The organism is Nigerium sp. (genome assembly GCF_039811905.1).
Classification (GTDB): domain Bacteria; phylum Actinomycetota; class Actinomycetes; order Propionibacteriales; family Propionibacteriaceae; genus Propioniciclava.
Genome location: NZ_JBDHZL010000011.1, coordinates 40,359 through 51,193 on the forward strand (window position 1 = coordinate 40,359; position 10,835 = coordinate 51,193).

The 10,835-nt window shown below is 72.2% G+C and carries 15 protein-coding genes and 1 riboswitch; of the genes, 8 read left to right on the forward strand and 7 right to left on the reverse strand.

Going from position 1 to position 10,835, the window contains the following annotated elements:
* Positions 1 to 58 precede the first annotated feature (58 nt).
* Together WMJ97_RS04145 and WMJ97_RS04150 are read right to left on the reverse strand one after the other, a co-directional pair.
* On the reverse strand, positions 59 to 535 hold the full coding sequence (locus tag WMJ97_RS04145) for a universal stress protein (protein WP_347347701.1): 477 nt from the start codon (positions 533 to 535) through the stop codon (positions 59 to 61).
* Positions 532 to 1,875: an SLC13 family permease gene (locus WMJ97_RS04150; RefSeq protein WP_347347702.1), complete on the reverse strand. Its 1,344-nt coding sequence runs from the start codon at positions 1,873 to 1,875 to the stop codon at positions 532 to 534. Before WMJ97_RS04150 ends, WMJ97_RS04145 begins: the two co-directional genes overlap by 4 nt.
* 99 nt (positions 1,876 to 1,974) lie before the next feature.
* On the opposite strand from WMJ97_RS04150, the gene WMJ97_RS04155 reads away from it, so the two are divergent.
* Complete coding sequence (locus tag WMJ97_RS04155; RefSeq protein ID WP_347347703.1) at positions 1,975 to 2,202, forward strand: DUF2191 domain-containing protein; 228 nt, start codon at positions 1,975 to 1,977, stop codon at positions 2,200 to 2,202.
* Complete coding sequence (locus tag WMJ97_RS04160) at positions 2,195 to 2,638, forward strand: TA system VapC family ribonuclease toxin (protein WP_347347704.1); 444 nt, start codon at positions 2,195 to 2,197, stop codon at positions 2,636 to 2,638. The genes WMJ97_RS04155 and WMJ97_RS04160 overlap by 8 nt, the downstream gene beginning before the upstream one ends.
* 41 nt (positions 2,639 to 2,679) lie before the next feature.
* Here WMJ97_RS04160 and WMJ97_RS04165 read toward each other — a convergent pair whose 3' ends face one another.
* A complete protein-coding gene (locus WMJ97_RS04165) occupies positions 2,680 to 3,459 on the reverse strand; it encodes a TIM barrel protein (protein ID WP_347347705.1) in 780 nt (259 codons plus the stop codon).
* Between the two features lie 153 nt (positions 3,460 to 3,612).
* On the opposite strand from WMJ97_RS04165, the gene WMJ97_RS04170 reads away from it, so the two are divergent.
* A complete protein-coding gene (locus WMJ97_RS04170; RefSeq protein WP_347347706.1) occupies positions 3,613 to 4,020 on the forward strand; it encodes a hypothetical protein in 408 nt (135 codons plus the stop codon).
* Between the two features lie 27 nt (positions 4,021 to 4,047).
* Here WMJ97_RS04170 and WMJ97_RS04175 read toward each other — a convergent pair whose 3' ends face one another.
* The 4 genes from WMJ97_RS04175 to WMJ97_RS04190 form a co-directional block, all read right to left on the reverse strand.
* Complete coding sequence (locus tag WMJ97_RS04175; protein WP_347347707.1) at positions 4,048 to 4,359, reverse strand: transcriptional regulator; 312 nt, start codon at positions 4,357 to 4,359, stop codon at positions 4,048 to 4,050.
* The gene (locus WMJ97_RS04180) at positions 4,356 to 4,796 is read right to left on the reverse strand and encodes a hypothetical protein (protein ID WP_347347708.1); all 441 of its coding nucleotides are present in this window, start codon (positions 4,794 to 4,796) and stop codon (positions 4,356 to 4,358) included. Before WMJ97_RS04180 ends, WMJ97_RS04175 begins: the two co-directional genes overlap by 4 nt.
* A gap of 77 nt (positions 4,797 to 4,873) precedes the next feature.
* Positions 4,874 to 5,698: a precorrin-6A synthase (deacetylating) gene (gene cobF, locus WMJ97_RS04185; protein WP_347347709.1), complete on the reverse strand. Its 825-nt coding sequence runs from the start codon at positions 5,696 to 5,698 to the stop codon at positions 4,874 to 4,876.
* A 16-nt stretch (positions 5,699 to 5,714) separates the two neighbouring features.
* Positions 5,715 to 6,944, reverse strand: coding sequence for a cobalamin-independent methionine synthase II family protein (locus WMJ97_RS04190; protein WP_347347710.1), 1,230 nt, complete (start codon positions 6,942 to 6,944; stop codon positions 5,715 to 5,717).
* Positions 6,945 to 6,961: 17 nt separating this feature from the next.
* A riboswitch (cobalamin riboswitch) is annotated at positions 6,962 to 7,185 on the reverse strand.
* A 117-nt stretch (positions 7,186 to 7,302) separates the two neighbouring features.
* On the opposite strand from WMJ97_RS04190, the gene WMJ97_RS04195 reads away from it, so the two are divergent.
* The 5 genes from WMJ97_RS04195 to WMJ97_RS04215 form a co-directional block, all read left to right on the forward strand.
* Positions 7,303 to 7,701 carry an HAD hydrolase family protein gene (locus tag WMJ97_RS04195; protein ID WP_347347711.1) on the forward strand — a complete coding sequence of 133 codons (399 nt, stop codon included), beginning with the start codon at positions 7,303 to 7,305 and terminating at the stop codon, positions 7,699 to 7,701.
* Between the two features lie 2 nt (positions 7,702 to 7,703).
* Positions 7,704 to 8,108 carry an HAD hydrolase family protein gene (locus WMJ97_RS04200; protein WP_347347712.1) on the forward strand — a complete coding sequence of 135 codons (405 nt, stop codon included), beginning with the start codon at positions 7,704 to 7,706 and terminating at the stop codon, positions 8,106 to 8,108.
* A 45-nt stretch (positions 8,109 to 8,153) separates the two neighbouring features.
* Complete coding sequence (locus WMJ97_RS04205; RefSeq protein WP_347347713.1) at positions 8,154 to 8,750, forward strand: sugar O-acetyltransferase; 597 nt, start codon at positions 8,154 to 8,156, stop codon at positions 8,748 to 8,750.
* 171 nt (positions 8,751 to 8,921) lie between these two features.
* Positions 8,922 to 9,644, forward strand: coding sequence for a CPBP family intramembrane glutamic endopeptidase (locus WMJ97_RS04210; RefSeq protein WP_347347714.1), 723 nt, complete (start codon positions 8,922 to 8,924; stop codon positions 9,642 to 9,644).
* A 1-nt stretch (position 9,645) separates the two neighbouring features.
* A partial coding sequence (locus WMJ97_RS04215; protein ID WP_347347715.1) for an NAD(P)H-binding protein occupies positions 9,646 to 10,835 on the forward strand: 1,190 nt, incomplete at its 3' end.

Genomic DNA, 10,835 nt, shown 5'->3' on the forward strand with positions numbered 1-10,835 from the left:
CCGGCACTCAGCGTACTGACCGGGCGTCCACGAGGGCATGCGCTCTCGGACGCCGCCCTCAGCGGGGCGGCGGCGGGATCGTCGCCAGGTCGGGCGGATTCTCCGGCCAGATCAGCTCGACGGTGCAGGGCGCGTGGTCGATGACGAACCGCGCGTGCCGGCCGAGGCTGGGCGGTCCGAGGCGGCTGCGGTCGCCGTCGCGGGCGATGATGAGCCGGTCGGCGTCCGCGGCGGCGGCCGTGATGACGCGCTCGGTCCGCCCGGACGCCACCCGCGTCTCGCACGGACGCCCCAGCTCGCCGGACGCCTTCGCCAGCAGGGCGCGCGCCTCGTCGCCGGTGAGCGTCGGCACCTCGGGGTGCGGGTGCGGGCCGCGATGCCCGCGCCCCATCAGCCCGCCGAGGAGGCCGGCCGGGAGCGACTCGGCGGGGTCGTCGGCGGCGATGAGGGTGATCTCGTCGTCGTCCGGACGGCCGCGCGCCGCCTCGATCGCGGACGGCCACGTCCCGGGCGCGATCCACACCAGAACCTTCATCGCAACACCCCCATCAGGCCGGCGCTCCCCCACAGGGCAAGCGTGCACAACACCAGGCTGACGGGCACCGTCAGCAGGCCCAGTTTCGTGAATTCGGCGAGCTCGGCGTCGTGGTCGTGCTCGGCGAGGATGCGCCGCCACAGCAGGGTCGCCAGCGAGCCGACGTAGGTGAGATTGGGCCCGACGTTCACGCCGATCAGCACGGCCAGCACCGCGACCGGTCCGCCGTGAGCGACCAGCGGCAGCAGCACGAGCACCGCGGGCAGGTTGTTGACCAGGTTCGCGAGCACGGCCGCGATCAGCGCGACGAGCAGCAGGCTGCCGAGGGTCTGGCTCTCGGGGACGATCGCGCGCATGGCGTCCGCGACGCCGTGGTCGACGACCGCCTGCACGACGACGCTCAGGCCGAGCACGAACAGCAGGAACCAGGGGTTCGCTGCGGTCACCAGGGCGCTCAGTTCGCCGCCGGCCCTCCGCCCGGGCGATCCACCGGACGCCGGGGCGTCCTGGGCGGCGGACCCCGCGTCCGGCCCGCGGCCGGACGCGTCCGGGACGATCAGGCGTTTGGCGGCCAGCACGGCGACGCCCGCGAGGGCGGCCCAGAAGGGTTCGATGTGCAGCGGCGAGGAGGCGACGAATCCCGCGAGCGTCGCCCCGAGGACGACGAGCGCGAAGACGGGGGCCGGCGTCCTGGATTCGTCGGGGTCGTGGCCGGTGTGGACGGAGAGGTCTGAGGCGAAGTAGCGCCGGAACACGACGTACTCGACGCCGATCGCGACCAGCCACGGGCCGGCCATGAGGCCGGCGAAACCGGCGAACGACAGGCCGGCGGCGCTCATGGCGAGCAGGTTGGTCAGGTTCGAGACCGGCAGGAGCAGGGACGCCGAGTTCGACAGGTGCGCGGTCGCGTACACGTGCGGCTTCGGCCGGACCCCGAGCCGGGACGCCGTCGCGAACACGACGGGGGTGAGCAGGACGACGGTGGCGTCCAGGCTCAAGACGGCGGTGGTGAGCGAGGCGATCACGAAGACGAGGCCGAGGAGGCGTCCGGGGCGGCCGGCCGAGCGACGGGCCATCAGCCGCCCCGCGGCGTCGAACATGCCCTCGCGCTGGCACAGGTGCGAGAGCATCAGGACGCCGGCCAGAAAGAGGACGGTCGGCAGCATCCCCTCGACCTGCCGCCACGCCTCGGGCCAGCCGATCGCGCCTGTCAGGCACAGGACGAGAGCCGCGGGCACGGCGGCCACCGCCTCGGGCAGCCCGCGCGGGCGCGTCACCGCGAACACGAGGACGCCCACCAGCAGCAGGAGGGACAGCCCCTCGGCTAGGGCAGACGGCACCCGCACACGGTACTGCCGGTGGCCGGCGCTGGATAGCGCGGCCCGCGGGACGTGCGCGGGCCCAGTGCGCATCATGATGCGGTGATGCTATGATGCGGCATGCGCACCACCCTGGAGATCGACGATCAGGTGCTCGCCGTCGCGCGAGCGTTGGCCGCTTCGCGGAGCGTCTCGCTGGGGGCGGCCATCTCCGAGCTGGCGCGCCGCGGTATCGAGCAGAGCGCGACGGCTCCGGTCGATCTCTCCTACAGCCCGTTCCCCTTGCTCGTCGGCGACGCCGTCCACGTCATCACCGACGACATGGTGGCGGCGCACCGCGATGAGTGAGCCGCAGCTCGCCCTCCCCGACGTCGATGCGCTCGTCGCGCTGTGCGTCACCAACCATCTCCACCACCGCGATGCCCACGCGTTTCTGGCGACGGTCGAGTCGTGGGCGACAACCCCCGTCACCGAGGCGGCGCTGTACCGGCTGCTGTTGAATCCCCAGGTCACGGCGGCCGAGCACTCGGTCGCCGACGTGGACGCGGTGGTGCGGGGGTTTCGGCGCGACCCCCGCTGGCGGTTCCTCGCCGACGACACGACACTCGCAGCACCCATGGTTCGGACGGCGGTGCTGGTCGGGCATCGTCAGGTGACCGATCTGCATCTCGTCAACCTCGCCGCCCAGCACGGCGCCCGCCTCGCGACGTTCGATCGCGCGCTCCTGAGTTGGCTCGACCCGGCCGATCGCGTGCACGCCATGCTGATTGCCCCGGGCGCCTGAATGCCGCTCATCCCGCGGGAGGGCGACGGACCTGCGAACCCCTACGCGAACAGCTCCCGCAGAAACGCCAGGGAGGCGGCTTTTTGGACGTCCGGGATGTCGTGCATGATCTCCACCGACACGGGCCCGCGGTAGCCGGCAGCGTCCAGCGCCCGGACGAAAGCTCGATGCGGATACTGGCCCGTGCCGGGCTCGTTGCGTCCGGTGTCGGCGGTCTGGACCGCGCAGATCAGCGCCCCCGCGTCGACGACGTCGTCGAGCGACTCCCCCTCCTCGTCGATGTGGTAGAAGTCCACGGCGACGCCGATCTCCGGACGCCCCACCTCCCGCGCCAGCGACGTCGCCTCGCTCACCAGCCGCACGAAATTGCACTCCTTGATGTTCTGCGGCTCGATGCCGACGACGCAGCCGGAGCCGGCGAAGGCGTCCGCGCACCAGTGGTACGCCTCGAGAAGCTCAGCGCGGGCACGGTCGCGGTCGTAGCCGTCGGGCAGATTCCGCGACCAGGCGGCCCCGAAGACCGCGGAACCGGCGCCGGCGGCGTCCGCGACCTCGGCAGCCCGCGCGAAGTAGGTGCGCAGGGCGTCCTCGCTGCTGCGCCGGGGGCCCGCGATGAAGAGGCCCTGAGGAATGAACGACTGCAACACGTCGATCGCGATGATCTCGGCCGCGATCCGCCCCAGGGCGGCCGCGCCGGCGCGGGTGCCGTCGGGCGTCCCGAGGTCGAACTCGGTCAGCCGCGCCTCCAGGTAGTCGTAGCCCATGCGGGCGAGAGCGGCCGCGTTCTCGGTGCGGTCCGCGTAGCCGATGCGTCGTTGCATACGGCCAGCCTGCCAGAGCGGACGCCTGCGCGTGCGTTCCCGCGGGAACGCACGCAGCGTCCGGCAGGCCACCCCCGTGGGGACGCCGGGCGCCGTCGGCTGTCACCATGGGCGCATGAGATGTCGTCCTGCGCACCTTTCCGAAGATCCCCGATGAGCGACCTCGACCGCCTCGCCGAGCCCGATCGCGCCTGGGCGGACGCCGTGGTCGCCGCGTGCGCCCCGGTGTTCGACGCGGCCGGCGTCGGTTTCGTGTGGCAGTGCGTGACCGAGCCCGACGGACGCCTCGCCGCCCTCCTCTGGGAGGCCGACCCGCGCCTCTTCGACGCCCGCTACCCGGACGCCGGCCTACGCGAGTCGTACGGCAGCCAGTTCGACGAGGCACCCTGCATCGACTACTGGATCCACGTCGACCTCGCGGCGCAGACCGCCCGCCTCAACGTCGAGGGCTGGAGCCTGCCCGAGATCGTCGTCCCGCTCTCCGGCCATCCCAGCATGGACGCCGCCCGCCTCGCCGCGCTGGTCGCGCGGCTGCTCGGCGTCCGGCGGGAGGGCCCCTGACGACCCGGGGACGTTCCCGCGGGAACGTCAGGACGTCTCCGCCGACGCCCGCTCGGCTTCGGCGACGATCTCGCGCAGGGCGCTCACGTGCCTGCGATAAGCGGACGCCCCCCGTCGCGTCAGCGACAGCCAGACTCTGCGGGAGTCGGCCCGGTCCCGCTCCTGCTTGACGTACCCGGCGTCCACCAGCGCGGACACCTGCTTCGACAGCGCCGAGGCACTCAACTCCAGGTGATCGCGCACCACACCCAGCTCGACCGAGTTGCCGGCGATGAGCATCGCGCAGATCCGCAGCCGATGCGTGGGGTGGATCACCGGATCCAGGTCGGACGCGCTCATCGGCGCGTGCTCCGGTAATGGATCGCGGACCCGACCAGGTACACCACGCCGGCCCCCAGCGCGCACGGCACGATCAGCGCCGGGCCGACCGGGAAGAACGCGGCCTCGCGCAGCACCGCCGGGACGACCAGCAGCCCGATCGCGACCCCCACGCACGTCAGGAAGGCCACGCTCGACGGCAACGCGCTCGAGATGCCCATCGCCCGGGCCGCGCCGAGGTTCACCACCAGGATGGCCACCCCGATCGCGCACCAGCCCCAGATCCACGCCGGTTCGCCCAGCAGCAGGGACAAGCCCATCAGCGTCAGCAACGCCGCGTTCACGAAGTAGAGCCACGTCGGCCACGGAGCGTCCTTGACGGCCTTCTTGGCCGCGTCCACATCGGCGAGTGCCGCGCGGGCGGAGGCGGCGTCCTGAGCACTGAGGTTGTTTTCCATGACGGAAACTTTAGCTAGATGGTTTCCGTTGTGTCAACTGTTTCGTGGGCGGCAACGATCGCGGCCCCTGCACGCCGTCAGCGCCGCCGCAGCAGGTAGGTGTCGAACATCCAGCCTTTGCGAGCCGCCGCCTCGGCGCGGACGCGGAGCACCTCGTCGGCGATCTCCCCGAGCGGACCGGCCAGCAGGATCTCATCGGGGGTACCGAGGTAGGCGCCCCAGTAGAGGTCGATCCCCGTGGGGTCGATGTGGGCGAAGGTCTGGCGTCCGTCGAGCATGACGACGACGTCGTCGGCGTCGGCGGGCATGCCGTCGGACAGGAGCCGGGCGGGGCTGATCTGGACAGCCCGGCCCTGGCGGTTGAGCGGGATGCGGTGGCGGGCCGCGAGGGCCAGCACGGACGAGATGCCGGGGATCACGCGGACGCCGATCCGCCGGCCCGCGGGCGCGGCGTCCACCAGCTCGCGCACGATCGCGAGCGTGCTCTCGTACAGGCTCGGGTCGCCCCACACCAGGAATCCGCCCCGCTCGCCGTCGTTCAGGCCGGACGCCACGGCGTCCGACCACTGCGCGAGACGCTGGGCGCGCCACCGGGCGACCGCCGCCGGATAGTCGGCGGTCGTCTGCCAGGGACGCGGCGGGTCGCGCAACTCGACGACGCGCAGGGGTGGCTCAGGCGTCCGGTGGGCGGCCACCAGCTCGCGCCGGAACCGGACGGGCTCGTCGTACTCCTCTTCCTTGACGACCACGAAGAGGACGTCGAGGGACCGGATGGCCTTCACGGCCTCGAGCGTGATCCAGTCCGGGTCGCCGGCACCGATGCCGATGAGGGCGAGTTCCCTCGTCGCCGCACCTTCCGTCGCGCCGCGCTCACCCTCGGCAGCGTGCGTCTGACCAGCCATGACGTCGCCTCCCGGGCTACGACGCCGACGCGATCGCGCGTCGGGCGCCCTCGCCGAGGGTGCCCAGCTTCGCCCACGCGACGTCGGCATGGACACGTCCGCCCAGCCCGCAGTCGGTGGAGGCGATCACCCGGTCGGCGCCGACGGCGTCCGTGAATCGGCGGATGCGTTGGGCGACCAGGTCGGGGTGCTCCACGACGTTGGTGGCGTGGCTCACCACGCCCGGCACGAGGACGAGGTCGTCGGGCACCGCCACGTCGCGCCAGACCACCCATTCGTGCTCGTGGCGGACATTGCCGGCCTCGAAAGACAGCGACCCGACCCGGGCGTTGAGGACGACGGGGAGGATGTCGGCGATCCCGATGTCGGTGGTGTGCGGGCCGTGCCAGGAACCCCAGCACAGGTGGAGACGGACGAGCTCCGTCGGCAGACCCTCGATGGCGTGGTTGAGGGCGTCGATGCGGAGCTGGGTGAACTGCTGGTAGTCCGCGACGCTGGGCTCGGGCGTGATCTGGTCCCAGTTCTCGGCCAGCGACGGGTCGTCGATCTGAACGACGAGGCCGGCGTCCGTGATCGCGCGGTACTCCTCGCGCAGCGCGTCCGCCCAGGCCCAGATGTGCTCCTCGTCCGTGGCGTAGTACTGGTTCCCCACGCGGGCGGCGCTGCCCGGCGAGATGGCGGTCAGGAATCCCTGCTCGCCCGGCCGGAGGGCCGCCTTGAGGTTGCGGATGTCGGTGGCCACCGCGTCGTGCCCCGTGTAAGCGAGCCGTCCGGTGGTCGACGGGAACGCGGTGGCGATCGAGCCCGTGGAGACCCCGCCGACGTCGACCGGGTCGGAGTAGACGCGGGGGAAGAGCTGCCGATCCCGTCGGTTGGGGAACGAGGTCAGGCGGAGGTTGCCCGGGGTGGAGACGGCGTCCGGCTGGGTGAACAGGTCGCCGTCGGCGAGTTCGAGTCCGGAGACCCGCTGAAACGAGTACGACCACCAGGCGCCGTAGTCGACCGCGTTCGACATCGCCTTGCCGAACTCGCCGTCGCCCAGCAGCGTGATGCCGGCCTCCCGTTGCCGCGCGACGACGTCGGCGACCGCCTCGGCGACGAGCCGGTCGAACTCGGGGGTTTTCTGCAGCGTGAACCCGTCGTCGGCCAGCGTGCGGGCGGCGTTGGCGGCGATGAGGGCGTCCGTCCGGGGCAGGCTGCCGGACGTCGTGGTGCGAATCGCCTTGTCAGAGGTCGTGTTCGACATGCTCTCTCCTCGAAGCAGTGGTCTGTCTGAGCGCCGGCAGGTCTTCGGGCTCGAGGGCGGACGCCAAGGGCGTTGGTCCTACTGGGCGACGCTTCCCAGCCACCTGGCCAGTGCTCGATGCCGCCGGTCGTTCCCTCATACCGCTGCGGGGCAGCCCCGGAGTCGCACCGGGTTCCCTGTTGCCTCAGCCACCCGGCCCGGGAGGGGGTCCGGCGGCTGAACCAGCACCCCGGACAGTAATCACACGTGTGTTCTTCGTCAACGTGGCCCACGCGGGCGTCCGGGGCGGCCGACCGTCGCGCAAGCGACCCGCCGGGGCCGGGAATCGGTCTCCTCTGCGGCCGTCTAGAGTCAGCCCATGAGCCTCCGCGTGGTCGCCGTCGACATGGACGGCACGTTCCTGCGCCCCGACATGACCTACGACCGGCCCCGCTTCGCGCGGCTGCTCGCGCGGCTGGGCGAGCGCGGCGTCCGGTTCGTGGTGGCGAGCGGCAACCAGAGCTGGCAGTTGCGCTCGTTCTTCGAACCCACGGACGCCGTCGCCTTCGCCGCGGAGAACGGCCACTTCGTCTACGACACGGGCCGCGAGACGCCGCTCTTCGCGGTCGAGCCCGACCCAGCCCTCGGCCGCGCCCTCGTCGGCACGCTGGAAGACCTACGTCACCCCTACCTCGTCTCCTCGGTCGAGGGCGCCTGCATGCCACCTGGGTCCGGGACGCCGACGAGGCCTGGGCGCGGCTGTACTACCCGCGCCTGACGATGCTGGACGATGTCGGCGAGATCGCGGAGACGGTCGTGAAGGCGTCCCTGCGAGTCGACGACCCGGTCGCGGTCGCCGAACAGCTGAGCCGCGCGTTGGGCCACGGGGTCGCGGCGGCGGCGTCCGGCCCCGAGGACGTCGACGTGAACGCGCCCGGCCACCACAAGGCCACGGGACTCGCCCGACTCCTCGACCACTGGGGTGTCGACTGGGCGGACGTCGTCGCCTTCGGCGACAACCACAACGACCTCGAGATGCTGGACGCCGCGGGGCTCGCCGTCGCGATGGCGAACGCGCGCCCCGAGGTGAAGGACGCGGCCGACCGCGTCGCGCCGGCGAACGCTGCCGACGGCGTCCTGGAGGTGCTGGGCGAGCTCTTTCCGGCGCACGACCGCGCGCGGTGAAGCGCGCTTCCCCCGCCCATCCGACCACGAATCTGGAGGACCCCCATGACCCTCGACGCCCTGTTCGCCCGGATGGCGTCCGGCGCGATGTACGACGATCTCAGCCCCGAGCTGATCGAGGCACGCGCAGCGGCGGTCCGCGCGAGCGACGACTACAACGCGTCCTACGGCCGCCCGCCGGCCGAGCGCGAGGCGCTGCTGCACGCGCTGGTCGGGTCGGCGGGTGAGGGGGCGAGCTTCGAGCCGACGTTCCGCTGCGAGTTCGGGCGCAACATCCACCTCGGTGATCGCTTCTACGGCAACTTCGACTGCGTGATGCTCGACGGGGCGCCCATCACGACCGGGGACGACGTCCTGCTCGGCCCGAAAGTCGGCCTCTACACCGCCGACCACGCCCTCGACCCGGTCGAACGCCGCGAGGGAGCGTGCCGCGCAAGGACCATCACTCTCGGCGACAGCGTCTGGGTCGGCGGAGGCGTCACGATCCTCGGGGGCGTGACCATCGGAGACGGGGCCGTCATCGCGGCCGGCAGCATCGTCACCAAGGACGTCCCGGCGCGCACCATCGTCGCCGGAACCCCCGCGAGAATCCTCCGACGCATCACGGACGCCGACCGCTCCGGCTATCGGCCCACCCACTGAGGGGCCGGGAAAACCGCGAGCGTAGCGGCGTCGCGCCGCGAGCCAGCGCCGTTCGAACGGCTGACCTGCTTGTACAAGGTTTGTCTCACGTTTAGGGTGAGCGCAGCGACTCCCGAGAGGACACGCCCATGGCCGAGCCCGGCGACGCCGGCACCGTCGAGGTCTGACCCGGTGACCGATCCGTTCGGTGAGTTGCGGAGTTTCTTCACCGCCTCGCTGATCCGTCCGGTGGAGCGGAACCACGAGGAGAGCCCCGCCGTCCGCCGGCGTCGACGCGTCGTCGTCGGGGTCACCTTGGTGCTCGGGGCGGTCGCGCTGGGCCTGGCGCTGGCCGTCCGCCCGGGAGACCCGCTGTTCTACGCAGCCACCCTCGGGGTCGCCGCACTGTGGACCGTGGGCGCCTTCGCGTCCGGCCCCCTGCATCTGGGCCGCGGACGGGGCCGCTCCGGCGGCCCGACCCGCGGCGTCCTGCAGGGGCTGATCCTGGGGCTGATGCTGCTGGCGATCTTCCTGGCCGGCGCGTTCGTGGTCGCCCAAATCCCCTTCTTGCGCGCGCCCGTCGAGGGCCTGCTCAACCATGCCCGGTACGGATCCCTGTGGGTGGTCGCCATCATCACGGCCATCAACGGGATGGCCGAGGAGCTGTTCTTCCGCGGCGCCGTCTACGCCTCGCTCGACCGGCGGGTCAACGGGCTCGGCTCCGCGGTGTTGTACGCGTCGTCCACCCTGTTCTCCGGGGTGCCGCTGCTCACCTTCGCCGCTCTCTGCCTCGGGTTTCTCACCACCGCCCAACGCCGCGTCACGGGCGGGGTGTTGGGGCCCATCGCGTCTCATCTCACCTGGTCGCTGGGGATGCTCCTGGCGCTGCCCTACGTCTTCGCCCTGGGAGGCTGACATGACCCCACCCCTCGCTCTCGTGACCGGCGCCTCTGGAGCCGTCGGCGCCCGGCTCGTCCCCGCGCTCCTGGATGAGGGCTGGGCGGTGCGCGTCCTGGCCCGCACGCCGGCCAAGCTCGATCCGGCGTGGCGCGACCGGGTCGAGGTCGTCCAGGGGGACGCCTCCGACGCCGACGACGTGGCCGGCGCGCTCGCCGGGATCGGGGTCGCCTACTACCTGCTCCACTCCATGGACGCCGCCGGCCGCTTCCGCGAGCGCGACCGGGCACTCGCCCGGACCTTCGCCGCGGCCGCCCTCGACGCCGACGTGCAACGCATCGTCTACCTGAGCGGCCTGCATCCGGAGGGCGAGCTCTCCGACCACATGGCCTCGCGCGTGGAGGTCGGCGAGATCCTGATGGCGTCCGGCGTCCCCACCGCCGTGCTGCAGGCCGGGGTGGTGCTCGGGGAGGGGTCGGCGTCCTTCGACATGCTGCGGCACCTCACCGAGCGTCTCCCGGTCAGCGTCGGGCCCCGGTGGCTGCGCAACCGCATCCAGCCCATCGCCATCGACGACGTCGTCCACTACCTGATCGCCGCGGCCAAGCTCGACCCCGGCGTCAACCGCACCATCGACATCGGGATGGACGAGGTGCTCACCTACACCGACATGATGCGGCGGTACGCCCGGGTGACCGGGCTCGCGCCCCGGCTCGTGGGAACCGTACCCGTGCTCACGCCGGGGCTCGCGTCGCACTGGGTGGGGTTCGTCACCCCGGTGTCGAACCACGTGGCGCGTCCTTTGGTGGGCAGCCTCATCCATGACGCCGTGCGTAGCGAGCAGGACGCCTCCGCTCTGCTCGGCGACCCGCCCGGAGGCACCGTGGGATTCGACGAGGCCATCCGGCGCGCCACGGCGAACACGCGTCCCCGGCGGTGGAGTCGCACGCTGGCCGGCGTCGGGGCGGGCGTGGCCGCGTGCGCGGTCGCGGGCTCCGTCCTGACCACCCCGAACAGCGCCTGGTACCGGCGTCTGGCCAAGCCCGCCTGGCAGCCGCCCGCGGCCGCCTTCCCCCTCGTGTGGACCACCCTGTTCGGCGCGATCTGGATCGCCTCGACCGCGACGATCTGCGATCTCGAGGACGCGGGCCAAGACGCCCCGGCCGCAGAATTCCGGGGAGCCCTGGCCGTGAACCTAGCCCTCAACGC